A 15,034-nucleotide genomic window follows, 5' to 3' on the forward strand; every position below is an offset into this window, starting at 1 on the left:
CGCAAGGCCTGACGGATCGCCGGCGAAGCGGCTATCTTTGCACCAACGGCCGTGGCGTTGATGCAAGTGACGCATCCTCCTCCCGACAGCCTCGTGACGTCGGGAGTTCCAACGCGCGGCGGGCAGCTGAAGCAACAGCGAGACAGGCCATGGTAAAACCGTTCCCGTCGAAGACCCATATCGGCAACCATATGCTGCATCCGGAAACCCTGATGCTGACCTATGGCTATGATCCGCAATTGTCGGAAGGCGCCATCAAGCCGCCGGTGTTCCTGACCTCGACCTTCGTGTTCAAGACCGCCGAAGACGGCCAGGACTTCTTCGATTATGTCGCCGGCCGGCGCGAGCCGCCGGAGGGCATGGGCGCGGGCCTCGTCTATTCGCGCTTCAACCACCCCAACAGCGAAATCGTCGAGGACAGGCTCGCGGTCTACGAGCGCACCGAGAGCTGCGCGCTGTTCTCCTCGGGCATGGCGGCGATCGCGACCACGATCCTCGCCTTCGTCCGCCCCGGCGACGTCATCCTGCACTCCCAGCCGCTCTATGGCGGCACGGAGACCCTGCTGACGAACACGCTGGCGCGCCTGTCGATCGGCGCGGTCGGCTTTGCCGACGGCATCGATGAAGCATCCGTCAGGCAGGCCTCGGAGCAGGCGATGGGCAAGGGCCGGGTGTCGATGATCCTGATCGAGACCCCGGCCAACCCGACCAATGGCCTCGTCGACATCGCCATGATCCGCCGCATCGCCGATTCCGTCGGCAAGGCCCAGGGTCACACGCCGATCATCGCCTGCGACAACACGCTGCTCGGCCCGGTGTTTCAGCGGCCGATCGAGCACGGCGCGGACCTGTCGCTGTATTCGCTGACGAAATATGTCGGCGGCCATTCCGACCTGATCGCGGGCGCCGCGCTCGGATCGAAGGCGATCATGAAGGGCATCAAGGCACTGCGCGGTGCGATCGGCACCCAGCTCGATCCGCATTCCTGCTGGATGATCAACCGTTCGCTGGAGACGCTGAGCCTGCGCATGGAAAAGGCCGATGCGAATGCGCGCCTGGTGGCGAGCTATCTGCGCGATCATCCGAAGGTCGCCAAGGTCCACTATCTCGGCCATCACGAGCAGGACTCAGCCCTGGGGCGCGTGTTCGCACAGCAATGCCTGGGGGCGGGATCGACCTTCTCGTTCGACATCGTCGGCGGCAAGGAGGCGGCGGCGAAATTCCTCAACGCGCTGCAGATCCTCAAGCTGGCGGTGAGCCTTGGCGGTACCGAGTCGCTTGCGAGCCTGCCGGCGACGATGACCCATTCCGGCGTTCCCGCCGAGATCCGCCGGAAGATCGGCGTGCTGGATTCCACGATCCGATTGTCGATCGGGATCGAGAACCCGTCGGATCTGATCGCCGATCTCGCGCAGGCGCTGAACGCGGCTTGAGCGAGGAGCTCAAAGCGGATTGGAGGCGCGGCACGCCGACATGATCGCCGCGGCAGCCTCGTTGCTCTGCGCGCCCGAGAGCTGCCGCACGAGGCAGACGTAATAGCCCTTGCTGGATGCGTTCAACAGGGAGTCGCCGTTGACGACGAGCCAGTTGCAGGCGGAACGGATGTACTGCACCGCAAGGGGCGAACGCGTATCGCGGATGGCGGACAGCTCGCATTGCGCCTGCTTCTCCATGTCGCTCTGCGCCAGGACAGGTGCGGAGAACGAAAGCAGCGTTGCCGCAGCGACGAGGCCTGCCAGAACATGCGAGGGCCCGCGCGCCCTTCCTGGACTGGCGTTGTCGGGCCGATCGAGAACGCTGGAAACAAGCCGCACGGTGCCACTTCCCGAGATGGATGGTGCCGAAGTTTACGGCGGAACGCGCGAGGCTGGCAAGGCACGAGCGCGGACGTTGCCGGATCGTCCTCCGCCACGAATCGAAAAGGCCGGACGCTCCCTCCTTGCGTCCGGCCTTTCCGCGACGAAGCCGCGTTGTCGCTTACTTCGTCAACCTATTTCGTCACTCTATTTCGTTACCCTATTTTGTCACTTGGCCGCGAATCTCGCCGCCCGGGTTCGCCGCCGTGTGGATGTTGATGTAGTACTTGCCGGCGAGCAGGTCGGCGGCCTGCGCGTCGGTGAGCGTCGCTTCGCCCTTGACCGGGCTCGCGCCCGCATTCGCGATCGGGACCGCAACGCCGGCGTTCTTGCCGGCTTCGGCGGGGCCGTGGAAATGCGCGGCGGTGGCAGCACCGGAGAGACCGGAATAGGTGACGGTCCACGACAGCTTCTTGCTGGCGGCGTCATAGTCGAGCTCGGCCGTTCCGGTGCCGCTGCTGGTGTTGGCGGGCACTTCGGCTTTGCCGTCCAGCGTCGCCTTCAGTTTCTCCGCGCTTGCCGGGGCGGCGAACGCAACGGCAGCTCCGAGTGCCAGTGTGGCAAAAACGGCTTTGGTCATGGGTCTCTCCCTGTTGACGCCTGATTGCTGTCAATCTCCAAACAGTACGTTCTGCAGTTTATTCCCGTATTACAGCCGGACCATTTAAAATATTCGTGGCTGGATCGGGCCGGGCATGACCCTTAAGTTCGCGCGCTCACGATGGAATGATTGAATGCTGCGTCGAACTATACTTGCCGCCCTGATCGCCGCCGTCGCGGCGTTCGGCCTCTATTGGTGGTTGACCGCCCCGGCGGCGCTGGCCGTGCCGGCACCGACACGCGCCCCCGATCTCGCCAACGGGCAGGAGCTGTTCAACGCCGGCGGCTGCTCGTCCTGTCATGCTGTGCCCAATCAGCCCGATCGGCTGCAGCTCGGCGGCGGCCTCGCGCTCGGCTCGCCGTTCGGGACGTTCTACGCCCCCAATATTTCCCCCGATCCGACCGACGGGATCGGCCGGTGGAGCGAGGCTGATTTCGTCAACGCCGTGATGCGCGGCATCTCGCCCGAGGGCACGCACTACTTCCCGGCGTTTCCCTACACGTCCTATCATCTGGCTGACATCGACGACGTCCGCGATCTCTTCGCCTATCTGAAGACGCTGCCGCCGGTATCAGGCAGAGTGCGCGATCACGCGCTGCCGTTTCCGTTCAACATCCGCCGCAATGTCGGCATCTGGAAACGGCTGTTCATGGACACCGGGCCGTTCGTCGCGGACGCTTCACGCTCGCCGCAATGGAATCGCGGGGCCTATCTCGTGAACGGCTTCGGCCATTGCGCCGAATGCCACAGCCCGCGCAATCTGCTCGGCGGCGTCATCACGGCGCAGCGCTTCGCCGGCGGCCCCAATCCGGAAGGAAAGGGCTGGGTGCCGAACATCACGCAGCAGGGCATCGGTAGCTGGAGCGAGAAGGATATCGCCGATTTCCTCGAGACCGGCGACATGCCCGAGGGCGACAGCGCCTCGGGCGCGATGCGGCCGGTGATCAAGAATCTGGCGCAACTGACCGCGGAAGATCGCGCCGCGATGGCCGCTTATCTGAAGTCGCTGACACCGGTGCAGGGACCGACGCCGCCCAAGCGCAAGGAGGGCGGCTAGCCAGCGAGCTCTAGCCCGTGCCGAACGCCTTGAAGGTGATGATGGTGAGGGTGTCCTGGATGCCCGGCAGCACCTGCACCTTCTCGTTGACGAAGTGGCCGATGTCGGTGTCCTTGTCGACGTAGAACTTCACCAGCAAATCATATTGGCCGGCGGTCGAGTAGATCTCGGAGGCGATCTCGGCTTCGGCGAGCGCATTGGCGACCGTATAGGACTGGCCGAGCTTGCATTTGATCTGGACGAAAAAGGGAACCATTGCAGTCACTCCGAAAGCGCATCTGGCGGCTAATAGGCCAAAACCGGGGTGGCTTGGCAAGCGAACTTGCCGCCTTGCGGTTGCCGGGGGGCGCCTCTAGGAAGGCAGGGGCGCGGCGGCGAACGCTTCCCTGAGCCGGCGGGCCAGCTCGGCATTGCGATAGGGCTTGGTCAGGACGATCGACTGGGCGTGCGCGCGGCCTTGCTCGACCAGGGTCTCCAGGGCGTAGCCGGACGAGAACAGGACCGGCAGGCCGGGGCGGATGCGCCGGGCTTGGTCGGCGAGCTCCCAGCCGCTCATGCCGCCGGGCATCACGATGTCGGTGAACAGGAGGTCGATGGCCGGGTTGGTGCGAAGCAGCTGCAGCGCCTCCTTGCCGTTGACGGCCGAGATCACGCGATATCCAAGCGCCTCCACGCGCAGCGTGACGGAGGAGCGGACGAACGGATCGTCCTCGGCGATCAGGATCGTCTCGTGGCCGCGGGGCGCGGCTTCCTTGCGCGCCGCGATGTCGGCGAGCGATTGCTCGCCGCCGGCATGCGGCAGGTAGATGCGGACGGTCGTGCCGAGGCCGGGCTCGCTGTAGATCGAGACATGTCCGCCCGACTGCTTGGCGAAGCCGTAGACCATGCTCAGCCCGAGGCCGGACCCCTTGCCGACCTCCTTGGTGGTGAAGAACGGCTCGAAGGCGCGCTCGATGACGTCAGGGGCCATGCCTTCGCCGTCATCGGTGACCGCGATCAGGGCGTAGCTGCCGGATGCCACTTCCGGATGCTGCATGCGATAGTGTTCGTCGATCGCCGTGAGCTCGGTGCTGAGGGTGAGATGCCCGCCCGACGGCATGGCATCCTGCGCGTTCAGCGCGAGATTGAGCACGGCGGATTCGAGCTGGGCGCGGTCGGCGAAGGCCAGGATGGAGCCGGCGCCGAACGCCGTGCTGATCTCGATGTTCTCGCGCAAGGTGCGCTTGAGCAGCTTGTGCATGGAGGTCAGGAGCTCGCGGCACTCGATCGCACGGGGCTGCAGCAATTGGCGCCGGCTGAACGCCAGCAGTCGCTGCGTCAGCTCAGCGCCGCGCTCGCCCGACTGGCAGATGTCGTCGGCGAAGCGACGGAGGTCGGGACGCTCGCGGAGCTGCTCGCTGAGATATTCCGCATTGCCGATGATGACGGTGAGCAGGTTGTTGAAGTCGTGGGCGATGCCGCCGGAGAGCTGGCCGACCGTCTCCATCTTCTGCGCCTGCTGCAGCTGCTGCTCGGTCAGCTTGCGCCTGGTCAGGTCGTGGACGATGGCGACATAGATCAGCTCGCCGTCCTGCCACGCCTGGCCGACCGACAGATTCATCGGAAAGCTCGATCCGTCCTTGCGCACGCCGACCGCTTCCCCGGTTGCGAAACGCTGCGCGTGAGCGGGGGATGAGGGCCTCTCCTTGGACATCAGCATGCCGATGTCGCGATTCATGACTTCGTCGGCGCGATAGCCGAACAAGCGTTCGCAGGCGGGATTGAACAGGAGAATGCAGGCTTGCGCGTCGAACAGGATGACGCCGTCAACCGCGGTCTCGACCACGGCGGTGAGGCGCGTCATGCTCTCGCGCAGCGCGCGCTGGGTTTCACTGACCTGGCCGAGCAGCTGCGCCGCATCCCGGTTCTTGGTTTCCTGCTCCTCGAGCGCGGCCTGGACCTGCCGGAGCTCGAACGGCGAGGGGATGCTCAGGATCTTCGGCAGCAGCGGCCAGAGCGCGCCCGCGGTGACGACCGACGCCACGGCGGTGAGCGCCTTGACGATGCCCTCGATGCCGTAGACCGGCACCCAGAGCGTGTAGATCGACAGCACATGTGTCAGGCCGCAGGCCATGATGAAGACGGCGAACGCCCAGAACACCCATCCGAACTTGAGGTCGCGCCGTTTGGTGACGAGGATCGCAAGCGCGAACGGGATCGAGAAATACGCCAGCGCAATGCTGGCGTCCGAGACCGCGTGCAGCCATATCAATTCGGGTTCCCAGAGCAGGCAGATGCCGTGCGGGGAGAACATCGAGGAGTCGAGGAGACGTTCGAAATAGGCCCACATGATTGGGTTCCCGAGAGGATTGCGCGCCGGGGCTGGCCCGCAACATGGCGTTGTGGACGAATCCACGGGCCAACCTCTCATTCATCGGAATCGATGCCAAGGCCATGCCGAGGTCCTATGTTGGCGGAATGTGCACGGTTGCGGGAAGACACGCGGTCCGGTCGAGGTCGCTCTGTGCTTGATTCGCTGGCCCCATCCCACGGCCCGGCTTGCTGGCCCATCGGTGGCGCGCTAGGACAGGGCATGGCGGTGTCCCTCTCAAACGAATGTACCCGGCGATGACGACCCCGGTCGCTCTCACCATTGCCGGCTCGGATTCCAGCGGCGGCGCCGGCATCCAGGCCGATCTGAAGACCTTTGCGGCGTTCGGCGTCTACGGCGCCTCCGTGATCGCGGCGCTGACGGCGCAGAACACGCGCGGCGTCACCGGCATTCACGCCGTGCCGGCCGAGTTCGTCACCGCGCAGATCGATGCGGTCTTCTCCGATCTCGACATCGGCGCAGTGAAGATCGGCATGGTCGGCCAGGCCGACAGCATCGATGCGATCGCGGCCGCGCTGTCGCGCTGGAAGCCGCGCCACATCGTGCTCGATCCCGTGATGGTGGCGACGTCGGGCGACCGCCTGCTGGCGTCCGAAGCCGTTGACGCCTTGCACACGAGACTGCTGCCGCTGGCCTCGGTGATCACGCCGAACCTGCCGGAGGCCGCGGCTCTGCTCGGCGAGCACATTGCGGCGAGCGAGGCCGAGATCGAAGCCCAGGGGCGCCGGCTGCTGGCGCTCGGCTGCAGCGCGGTCCTGATCAAGGGCGGGCACGGCGATGGCGCCGAGAGCATCGACTATCTCGTCACCTCCGGACACACGACCGCGCTCGCCGCGCCGCGCGTTGCAACCCGCAACACCCATGGCACCGGCTGCTCACTGTCCTCGGCGGTCGCCGCGGGGCTCGCCAAGGGTGAGAACCTTGAAAACGCCGTGCGCAACGCCAAGGCCTGGATCAGCGCGGCGATCGCGGCCGCCGACCGCTTCAGCGTCGGCCACGGCCATGGGCCGATCCATCATTTCCACAAATTTTACTGATGGCGTCCCGCTCTTACCCTCCCCTGGAGGGGGAGGGTCGCTGCGCATGCAGCGAAGCGGAATGCGCAGCGGGGTGGGGTGACGGTCTCTCCACCTCGAACAGTGCCCGCGTGGAGAGATCACCCCACCCCGCTCGCGCTGCGCGCGATCGACCACGGGCGAGCTACGCTCGTCCCGGACCCCTCCAGGGGAGGGTAAGAGCCGACCGAGCCAAATTTCATCATCCTCGTTGCAGTTCCGGAGTCTTGCGGGCGCCGCTGCGGCGCCATGTCGCCTGATTGTCGCATGCGACTGATATTCGCGGGGAGGGCGAGGCAAGGCGTGATTCGTATTTGAAGGTGCCTCAAGGGTTCAATCGGTCATCCCCCTGTCACGGGACATTGTTACAGGCTGGCGCATGGGAAGTTACGATGTGAGTGACGAGAGCCCGGAGCGGCGCTTTCGCACGTTGTTCATCTCCGACGTTCATCTCGGAGCCCGCGGTTCTCAAGCCGACCTTCTGCTCGACTTCCTGCGTTACCATGATGCCGACACGATCTACCTCGTCGGCGACATCGTCGACGGCTGGGCGCTGAAATCGAGCTGGCACTGGCCGCAATCGCATAACGACCTCGTCCAGAAGCTTTTGCGCAAGGCGCGCAAGGGCGCCAAGATCGTCTACATCCCCGGCAATCACGACGAGTTCCTGCGCAACTATTACGGCACGCATTTCGGCGGCATCGACGTGGTCGAGAACACCGTCCACACCGGCGTGGACGGCAAGCGCTATCTCGTCATCCACGGCGACATCTTCGACCTCGTGGTGCAGAACGCGCGCTGGCTCGCCCATCTCGGCGACAAGGCCTACGACTTCGCGATCCAGATGAATCGCTTCGTCAACTTCTTCCGCCGCATGTTCGGCGTGCCCTATTGGTCGCTGTCGCAATGGGCCAAGCAGAAGGTCAAGAACGCGGTCAATTATATCGGCGCGTTCGAGCAGGCGCTCGCCGCCGAGGCGCGGCGCCACGACGCCGACGGCGTGATCTGCGGCCACATCCACTATGCCGTGATCCGTGACGAGGCCGGCATCCGCTACATGAATTGCGGCGACTGGGTCGAGAGCTGCACGGCCCTCGTCGAGCATGACGACGGCCATTTCGAGATCATCACTTGGGCGGATCATTTGCAGAAGCCGGCGGAAGTCCCGCAGGTCGCAGCCAGAGCTGCATAACAAGGGCCACTTGATGCGCATCCTGGTCGCGACCGACGCCTGGCACCCGCAAGTCAACGGTGTGGTTCGGACGCTGACCAAGCTGGCTGATGCCGCCAAGGGGCTTAGCGTTGAAGGTCTTGGCGTCGAGTTCACGTTCCTGACGCCGCAATCGTTCCGCACCTTCGCGATGCCGAGCTATCGCGACGTGCGCCTCGCGATGCCGCGGCCGGCGCGGATCGCGAGACTGATCGAGGAGGCGCGCCCCGACAGCATCCACATCGCGACCGAAGGGCCGATCGGCCTGATCGTCCGCCGCTATTGCCGCCAGCGCAAGCTGCCGTTCACGACCAGCTTCCACACCCGCTTTCCCGAATATGTCCGCGCACGCGTGCCGGTCCCGGGCTCGCTGATCTGGCGGGCGCTGCGCCGTTTCCATGCGCCCAGCCGCGCCGTCATGGCGGCGACGCCGGCGCTCGCCCACGAACTGACCGAGCGCGGTTTCGACAATGTCGTGCTGTGGCCGCGCGGCGTCGACACCGGCCTGTTCCACCCCCGCGCCGTCGACCTCTGCCTGCCGGCGCCGGTGTTCCTGTCGGTCGGCCGCGTCGCGGTGGAGAAGAATCTCGAGGCCTTCCTCGCCCTCGATTTGCCCGGCACCAAGGTCATCGTCGGCGACGGCCCGGCGCGCGCCGCGCTCGAAGAGGCCTATCCCGATGCGATCTTCCTCGGTGAGAAGCACGGCGAGGCGCTGGCGGAAATCTATGCCGCGGCCGACGTGTTCGTGTTCCCCAGCAAGACCGACACGTTTGGCCTGGTCCTGCTGGAGGCGCTGGCGAGCGGCCTGCCGGTCGCGGCCTTCCCCGTGAAGGGTCCCCGCGACGTCATCGGCGATGCACCGGTCGGCGCTCTCGATCACGATCTGCGCAGTGCCTGCTTCGCCGCGCTCGGTGTCTCCCGGCAGGATTGCGTCGAATTCGCCGCCAACTACACCTGGGAGGCCTCGGCGCGGGTCTTCATCGACAGCATCCAGGCGGTCGGGGCGGTGATATCGGGCAGGAATGGGGCGGAGCCGGTTAGTTTCGTAGCCTGAAAACCAGGACGCATCGCGCGGAGGTGTCTTGCCCGGGCCTCACTGGCCGCGATAACATTCCGCCATGACCGAACAGCTCCTTCCGGTCGGCCCCGCCGACATCGATGCCGCAGCGCGCGTGATCGCGCCCTACGCCATCCGCACCCCGCTGTTGTCCTTTCCCGTGCTCAACGAGCGTGTCGGTGCCAAAGTGTTCCTGAAGCCGGAGATGCTCCAGCGCACCGGCTCCTTCAAGTTCCGCGGCGCCTTCAACAAGGTGTTCTCGATCCCGCAGGACAAGCGCGCCGGCGGCGTGGTCGCGTTCTCCTCCGGCAACCATGCCCAGGGCGTGGCGGCCGCCGCAAAGATCCTCGACATGCAGGCGACCATCGTGATGCCCGCGGACGCGCCGCTGTCCAAGCGCGAGCGCACCAAGTCCTACGGTGCCGAAGTGGTGCTGTATGATCGCTACAACGACGACCGCGAGGCGATCTCGCGCGGCATCGCGGAGAAGCGCGGCGCGACGCTTGTCAAACCCTATGACGATCCCTTCGTGATCGCAGGGCAGGGCACCGCCGGCCGCGAGATCGCGGAGGACATGGCAACGCTCGGCCTCAGCCCCGACATCGTGGTGGCGCCGGCCTCCGGCGGCGGCCTGATCGCGGGCGTCGCGACGGCCGTGAAGGCGCGCTATCCGCAAGCCGAGATCGTGGTGGCCGAGCCCGAGGCGTTCGACGATCACGGCATCTCCCTGACCGCCGGCCATCGCGAGCCGCATCCGCCGGCAGGCCGGACCATCTGCGATGCGCTGATGGCGCTGATGCCTGGCGAGATGACCTTTGCGATCAACAGCAAGCTGCTCGCGCGCGGTGTCACCGCGTCGGACAAGGAAGTCGGCGCGGCCGTGGCGTTCGCCTATCGCGAGCTGAAGCTGGTGGTCGAGCCGGGCGGTGCCGTCGGCCTTGCCGCGCTGCTTGCGGGACGCCTCGACGTTGCCGGCAAGAACGTGGTCATCGTGCTGTCAGGCGGCAATGTTGACGCTGATCTGTTCGCCGAGCTGGTGGCCTGAGAGCGGTTTCCCTGCCGCCATCCTTCGAGACGCCCGCTTTGCGGGCTCCTCAGGATGAGGACGGAGTGTGTGGCAACAGTTCAACCGGCACCGATGCTCATTAGCCTCATCCCGAGGAGACCGCGAAGCGGTCGTCTCGAAGGACGAGGCGTGCGCACAGGCCCATGTCTATTCCCAGACATGAAGAAGGGGCAGAGCGTTTCCGCTCTGCCCCTTTGTCGTTTCGCTCGCCGCGATCAGTGCATGAAGCCGCGGTGGTTGTTGCCGCCGCCCATGCTCGGGGCCTGGTTCATCGACTGGCGGAAGTTGTTGTTGCTGTTGACCATGCGGTTCGGCGTCGTGTTGAGCTGCGGACGGTTGGTCTGCGGGTTGTTCTGGACCTGCACCTTGTTCACCGGATTGTTGTTGAGCTTCACGATGCCGGTGTTGCCGTTGTTGACGCGGATCGGGTTGTTCTGCGTCTGAACAGGCTTCACGTCGACAGTCGTGCCACCCTTGCCGACATTCACCGGCATGCTCACGATCTTGCCCGGATTGCCGTTTGCGTTGCCGGCGTTCGGCTTGGTGTTGGTCACGGGCAGCGTCACGATCTTGCCGGTGCCGCCAGTGTTGGTCGTGTTGGTGGGCGCAGGCAGGGTGACGATCTTGCCCGGGGTCTGCGACGGCGTGCCGTTCGGCTGGTTGTTGCCGGCCGGCAGGCCCCCGACCTGGCCGCCGTTGCCGAGCTTGCCGATGACGTTGCCGTCGACCGGCTTCTGCACGACGGGCAGGTTGCCATTGACCTGTGCACCACCATTGCCCTGCATCAGCGGCATGTATTTGGGCTGGCCGAGATTGCCCATCTTGAAGACCGGGGCAATGTTCTGCGGCGCCAGGAACTTGGTCGGCTGCATCAGGGGGATCAGCTTGGGCTGGGCTGCGAGCTTCAGTGCGGACACGGCATAGGGGCTGGTGCCGTAGCTGTCGTAGAAGGTCTGGTAGCCGAGCGGCGAATTCGCGAGCACGGCCTTATGCCAGGCCTGCGAGATCAAGAGGTTCGAGAGCAGCCAGCGGATGTGGTCGCACAGCGGGTCGTGCGGATACATCCGGATGAACTCCTGATAGTACTCCGGCCGTCCCTCGGACACGACGTAGTCATAGGCCTGACGCGTCGAGCGGCTCGGCAAATTGGAAGCCATCTGCACCACGGGCGCATTCACCGGCGCGCGGTTGGCGGCCACCGCGGTGTCGCCGAAGAAGGTGAAGTCGGACGTGAGCGAGGAGCTCTCCCACGGAATCTGTGCGCCGCTGGTAGTCTGGTTCACCTGGAGACGCACGCGCTTGAACAGCTGCTCGATCGGCACGTTGGGCTCGCGCGCGACGTTCAGGAAGGCCTGCGTGTAGGGGCTGTGGCCGCCGGTGCCGTCCTGTGCCTCGGCGCCCGGCGCGGTCGAATAGCCGACGATCGAGCCGTTCGGCGCATCGACGATGGCAAGGCCGCGGCCGGCGTCGTTGACGGACGGGAAGGGGTTGTTGCGGCAGGCATCGAGGATGACGATGCGCATGCGGCTCGGGATCGTCTCCAGCGTCGACATCACGTCGACGAGGCGCACCGAATTGTTGACGAGCTCGGTGGGGCTGGACACCCTCGCATCGACCGGAACGAGATAGTTCTCGCCGGCGAGCTGCACGCCGTGACCGGCGTAGTAGACCATCGCCACCGTGTTCGGACCGCGCGCGGACACTTTTGCGGAGAAGTCCTGCACCACGCGGAGCATGTCGTTCTGGCCGAGGTCGGTTGCCGAGACCACCTCGAAGCCGGCGGAGTTCAGGAACTGCGCCATCGATTGGGCGTCATTGTCGGGATTGGCGAGCTGCGGCGCGTTCTGGTAGTTCGAGTTGCCGATCACCAGCGCCACGCGCTGCTCCGGCCCTTGCAGGGCGGTTGGCGCCGGCTGGACCGGGGCGACTTGCGCGGACACAGGGCCGCAGGCAAAGCCGAACAGGCTTCCCACGAGGCTGGCCGTCATCAGGAAAGGTCTTAGGCGGAACATGGCGTGCTCCTTTCGGCACTGATCTCGATGCGAGATTGGTTGCGAGGCAGACTGGCCGCGTTCGAGTTCGGGGTCCGTGATCCCTGTCACCATGGTAGGCTGCGTGATCTGAATCACGCTTGGAACCTGCTATGGTGAATGGCCGGTTCTGCGGCGAAGAACATGCTCCGGGGGATGTGCCGTCACATGCTGAAATCGATCGATCCGATCCTCACGCCCGATCTGCTCTGGCTGCTCGCCTCGATGGGGCACGGCGACGACCTGGTTTTCGTCGATGCCAATCATCCCGCGACCCGTATCGCCCGGAGCACGACGTCGCAGCGCCTGATCCAGCTGCCGGGCATGAGCATGGAGACCGCCATCCGCGCCATCATGTCGGTCTATCCGCTCGACGATTTCGATCCTGATCCGGTGCGCGTGATGATGCCGGTCGACGATCCCGATCGCGTGCCCGAGGTGCAGCGCGCCGTGCTCGCGGAGATCGAGCGCGCTGTTGGCCGCACTGTCACTCCCGGCAAGCTCTCGCGTCCGGATTTTTATCGCGCGGCGGCAGCGGGCTTCGGCGTGGTGCAGGTGGGGGACAGCAGGGGCTATGGCTGCTTCCTGATCCGCAAGGGTGTGATCTGAATCGTGATGAGATTGGGGCGAACGGTCATCGCGCTTCAGGCTGCTGTTTGAACATATCTCCGCGCTAAAGCATGATCCGGAAAAGTGCGAAGCGGTTTTCCGGAAAGATCATGCGCAAGCAACAACTCAAAGCGCGATGACGATCCATCCAAATCTCATCGCGCTTTAGCCCCGCCCCACCAGATGAGTCGCCGAGCGCCAGGCGTGCTGCGACAGGGCTTCGAGGTTTCGCACCGCCTCGACACGAAGCAGAGCGGCGTCGGCGGTCAGGGTTCCATTGGCCACCGCACCGAGCGTCGCACTGCGATGGGTGCGCAGCATTTCAGCGAGCTGTGTCGTACAACGCTCGAGCTCGGCGATCGCCTCGTCTGGCGGGTCGGCGCGCGGACCGGCCATGGCGTCGCCGGCACGTGAGGCGGGTACGGCGTGCGGCGATCCGTCGACGCGGGGCGGCGCCGCCACGCCGCGCGCAATCGCAGCCGCGCTTCGCATGATTTCGGCACATAGCTCTCCGGCGCGGATGTCCTCCGGTCCGCCTGCCACCGAAGCGAAATTGTCTCCTCCACTTGCGAGGTCCGTCAGCCGGGACGCGTCGTCGAGGGCGTGCAGCGTGCTCGTCAGACGCTGTTGCTCGTCGTCGGTCTCGGGCGGTCCAGCTACATCCGACAGGAATATTTGTGCCTGGCGCACGGCATCGGCCGCTTCCTCTACGGATACAGGGTCCTTCCCCAGGCGTATCGATCCAGAGCGGCCGGCCAGTTTCGCCTCGACCGAACTGCACACCGTCAAGAGCACGCGCGCGATCGTGCGCCGTACCGCTTCCACCGCCACGATCGGGGTCTCAAGCGACGAAGGATCGAGACATCGCGTCAGCGGCGAGCCGCGCTCGGGCAGAATCCGTTCGACCAGTCGCGTGAACGGGTGGATCAGGGGCAGCAGGACCGCGACGCCGACGACGTTGAAGGCCGTGTGGTAGCCGGCGAGCAGCGTGACGCCGTCGATCGTGTCAGAGGCGCGCAGCAGCATGGGCGTTACGATGGGAAAAGCCACCAAAGCGATGAGTGCGGCAATCAGCTTGAAAAGAACATAGGCGATGGCCAGCCGCTTCGCGGTCGGGCTCGCGCCGATCGCGGCTAGGGCGGAACTCGTCGCTGTTCCGATGTTCTGGCCGATGATCAGGGCGCAGGCCTGGTCCAACCCGATCGCGCCCGCGAAATAGGCGGACAGGGTCACCGCGATCGCGGCCGTCGACGATTGCATCAGCGCGGTCATGACCAATCCGATCACGACCAGCGCCAGCACGCCGAACAGGCCTGACCACCATGAGACCCCGGAACTGCCGAGGACTGCGGGCAGGTCCGCCGGGTGCAATCGTTCAGCCAGGCCGCCCATGCCCTGCTGCAGGGTTGTCAAGCCGAACAGCACAAGTCCGAAGCCGGCGAGCGCGGCGCCGACCCCGGAGATTCGTCCTTTGCCGAGAAGCTTGGTCAACGCGCCGACGAAGATCATCGGCAGCGCCGCGGCCGTGAGCGAGACGCGGACGCCGATCAGCGCGACCAGCCAGCCGGTCCCGGTGGTGCCGATATTCGCGCCGAAGACGAGGCTCAACCCCTGCTGGAAGGTCAAGAGGCCGGCGCTGACGAGACCGATCGTCGTCATGGTCGTTGCGCTGGAGGACTGCACCAGCAGCGTGACCACGGCCCCCCAAAACGAGCCAAGCAGCGGCGTCGACGCAGCCTTGCCGAGCACCGTGCGTAGCGCAGAGCCGGCCAGCGTCTTCAGGCCCTCCGTCATCACGGTCATGCCGAGCAGGAAGAGACCTACCCCGCCGAGCGTCGAAATCGCCGTGGACATGTGTGCTCCTTCCGACAGGGCACCACGAATAGTGAAGCAGACAGTACAGCAACCGAGTGCTGATGGGTCGGGTCAATTATTGCACGATGGTCGGGCTTCCCGCGTTTCGGATGGGCGTGATCAGCCGGGGGACGTCATCAGATCGGTCAGCCACCCGATCGCCGCGAGCCAACGCACAACGATTCCGCGAAAGCCGGCATGGCTGCGTGTGCGGGATATTGACCGAGGCGGCGAAAAGCCTCGCACTCGAATTTGAGTGGCCTGCCTG

General features: G+C 65.4%; 13 protein-coding genes. 7 read left to right on the top strand and 6 right to left on the bottom strand.

Annotated features, from left to right (window positions below; translation table 11 throughout):
• The first annotated feature begins 149 nt into the window (after window positions 1–149).
• On the top strand, window positions 150–1,433 hold the full coding sequence (locus JQ603_RS23165) for a cystathionine gamma-synthase family protein (RefSeq protein WP_212342861.1): 1,284 nt from the start codon (window positions 150–152) through the stop codon (window positions 1,431–1,433).
• Between the two features lie 9 nt (window positions 1,434–1,442).
• Here the strand turns inward: JQ603_RS23165 and JQ603_RS23170 are convergent, their stop codons facing one another.
• Both JQ603_RS23170 and JQ603_RS23175 read right to left on the bottom strand, forming a co-directional pair.
• Window positions 1,443–1,814 carry a VF_A0006 family four-cysteine protein gene (locus JQ603_RS23170; RefSeq protein WP_212342863.1) on the bottom strand — a complete coding sequence of 124 codons (372 nt, stop codon included), beginning with the start codon at window positions 1,812–1,814 and terminating at the stop codon, window positions 1,443–1,445.
• Window positions 1,815–2,016: 202 nt separating this feature from the next.
• Window positions 2,017–2,436: a CHRD domain-containing protein gene (locus JQ603_RS23175; protein ID WP_212342865.1), complete on the bottom strand. Its 420-nt coding sequence runs from the start codon at window positions 2,434–2,436 to the stop codon at window positions 2,017–2,019.
• 154 nt (window positions 2,437–2,590) lie between these two features.
• Between JQ603_RS23175 and JQ603_RS23180 the strand changes: the two genes are divergently transcribed.
• Window positions 2,591–3,514, top strand: a complete 924-nt coding sequence (locus JQ603_RS23180) for a c-type cytochrome (RefSeq protein ID WP_212342866.1) — start codon at window positions 2,591–2,593, stop codon at window positions 3,512–3,514.
• Between the two features lie 10 nt (window positions 3,515–3,524).
• Here the strand turns inward: JQ603_RS23180 and JQ603_RS23185 are convergent, their stop codons facing one another.
• Window positions 3,525–3,770, bottom strand: a complete 246-nt coding sequence (locus tag JQ603_RS23185; RefSeq protein ID WP_018642903.1) for an Lrp/AsnC ligand binding domain-containing protein — start codon at window positions 3,768–3,770, stop codon at window positions 3,525–3,527.
• A gap of 96 nt (window positions 3,771–3,866) precedes the next feature.
• Window positions 3,867–5,843: an ATP-binding protein gene (locus JQ603_RS23190; protein WP_212342868.1), complete on the bottom strand. Its 1,977-nt coding sequence runs from the start codon at window positions 5,841–5,843 to the stop codon at window positions 3,867–3,869.
• 278 nt (window positions 5,844–6,121) lie between these two features.
• Here JQ603_RS23190 and thiD point away from each other — a divergent pair, with 278 nt between their 5' ends.
• From thiD to JQ603_RS23210, 4 genes are all read left to right on the top strand, one after another.
• Window positions 6,122–6,922 carry a bifunctional hydroxymethylpyrimidine kinase/phosphomethylpyrimidine kinase gene (gene thiD, locus JQ603_RS23195; RefSeq protein ID WP_212342870.1) on the top strand — a complete coding sequence of 267 codons (801 nt, stop codon included), beginning with the start codon at window positions 6,122–6,124 and terminating at the stop codon, window positions 6,920–6,922.
• Between the two features lie 397 nt (window positions 6,923–7,319).
• Window positions 7,320–8,132, top strand: a complete 813-nt coding sequence (locus JQ603_RS23200; protein WP_212342873.1) for a UDP-2,3-diacylglucosamine diphosphatase — start codon at window positions 7,320–7,322, stop codon at window positions 8,130–8,132.
• Between the two features lie 13 nt (window positions 8,133–8,145).
• Window positions 8,146–9,204, top strand: coding sequence for a glycosyltransferase family 4 protein (locus JQ603_RS23205; protein ID WP_212342875.1), 1,059 nt, complete (start codon window positions 8,146–8,148; stop codon window positions 9,202–9,204).
• 64 nt (window positions 9,205–9,268) lie between these two features.
• On the top strand, window positions 9,269–10,252 hold the full coding sequence (locus JQ603_RS23210; RefSeq protein WP_212342877.1) for a threonine/serine dehydratase: 984 nt from the start codon (window positions 9,269–9,271) through the stop codon (window positions 10,250–10,252).
• A 236-nt stretch (window positions 10,253–10,488) separates the two neighbouring features.
• On the opposite strand, the gene JQ603_RS23215 is transcribed toward JQ603_RS23210, so the two are convergent.
• A complete protein-coding gene (locus JQ603_RS23215; protein WP_212342879.1) occupies window positions 10,489–12,285 on the bottom strand; it encodes a caspase family protein in 1,797 nt (598 codons plus the stop codon).
• Window positions 12,286–12,471: 186 nt separating this feature from the next.
• On the opposite strand from JQ603_RS23215, the gene JQ603_RS23220 reads away from it, so the two are divergent.
• Window positions 12,472–12,912, top strand: a complete 441-nt coding sequence (locus JQ603_RS23220) for an RbsD/FucU family protein (protein ID WP_212342881.1) — start codon at window positions 12,472–12,474, stop codon at window positions 12,910–12,912.
• A gap of 165 nt (window positions 12,913–13,077) precedes the next feature.
• Here JQ603_RS23220 and JQ603_RS23225 read toward each other — a convergent pair whose 3' ends face one another.
• Window positions 13,078–14,766: a Na/Pi cotransporter family protein gene (locus tag JQ603_RS23225; protein ID WP_212342883.1), complete on the bottom strand. Its 1,689-nt coding sequence runs from the start codon at window positions 14,764–14,766 to the stop codon at window positions 13,078–13,080.
• Window positions 14,767–15,034 lie beyond the last annotated feature (268 nt).

The sequence above is a fragment of the Bradyrhizobium liaoningense genome, from assembly GCF_018130825.1.
GTDB classification, from domain to species: domain Bacteria; phylum Pseudomonadota; class Alphaproteobacteria; order Rhizobiales; family Xanthobacteraceae; genus Bradyrhizobium; species Bradyrhizobium liaoningense_B.

Excerpts from the sequence above, each read along its gene's own strand:
- JQ603_RS23215 (WP_212342879.1), bottom strand. The coding sequence starts at position 12,285 with ATGTTCCGCCTAAGACCTTTCCTGATGACGGCCAGCCTCGTGGGAAGC.
- JQ603_RS23190 (WP_212342868.1), bottom strand. The coding sequence starts at position 5,843 with ATGTGGGCCTATTTCGAACGTCTCCTCGACTCCTCGATGTTCTCCCCG.
- JQ603_RS23205 (WP_212342875.1), top strand. The coding sequence starts at position 8,146 with ATGCGCATCCTGGTCGCGACCGACGCCTGGCACCCGCAAGTCAACGGT.
- JQ603_RS23175 (WP_212342865.1), bottom strand. The coding sequence starts at position 2,436 with ATGACCAAAGCCGTTTTTGCCACACTGGCACTCGGAGCTGCCGTTGCG.
- JQ603_RS23185 (WP_018642903.1), bottom strand. The coding sequence starts at position 3,770 with ATGGTTCCCTTTTTCGTCCAGATCAAATGCAAGCTCGGCCAGTCCTAT.
- JQ603_RS23180 (WP_212342866.1), top strand. The coding sequence starts at position 2,591 with ATGCTGCGTCGAACTATACTTGCCGCCCTGATCGCCGCCGTCGCGGCG.
- thiD (WP_212342870.1), top strand. The coding sequence starts at position 6,122 with ATGACGACCCCGGTCGCTCTCACCATTGCCGGCTCGGATTCCAGCGGC.
- JQ603_RS23200 (WP_212342873.1), top strand. The coding sequence starts at position 7,320 with ATGGGAAGTTACGATGTGAGTGACGAGAGCCCGGAGCGGCGCTTTCGC.
- JQ603_RS23210 (WP_212342877.1), top strand. The coding sequence starts at position 9,269 with ATGACCGAACAGCTCCTTCCGGTCGGCCCCGCCGACATCGATGCCGCA.
- JQ603_RS23165 (WP_212342861.1), top strand. The coding sequence starts at position 150 with ATGGTAAAACCGTTCCCGTCGAAGACCCATATCGGCAACCATATGCTG.
- JQ603_RS23220 (WP_212342881.1), top strand. The coding sequence starts at position 12,472 with ATGCTGAAATCGATCGATCCGATCCTCACGCCCGATCTGCTCTGGCTG.
- JQ603_RS23225 (WP_212342883.1), bottom strand. The coding sequence starts at position 14,766 with ATGTCCACGGCGATTTCGACGCTCGGCGGGGTAGGTCTCTTCCTGCTC.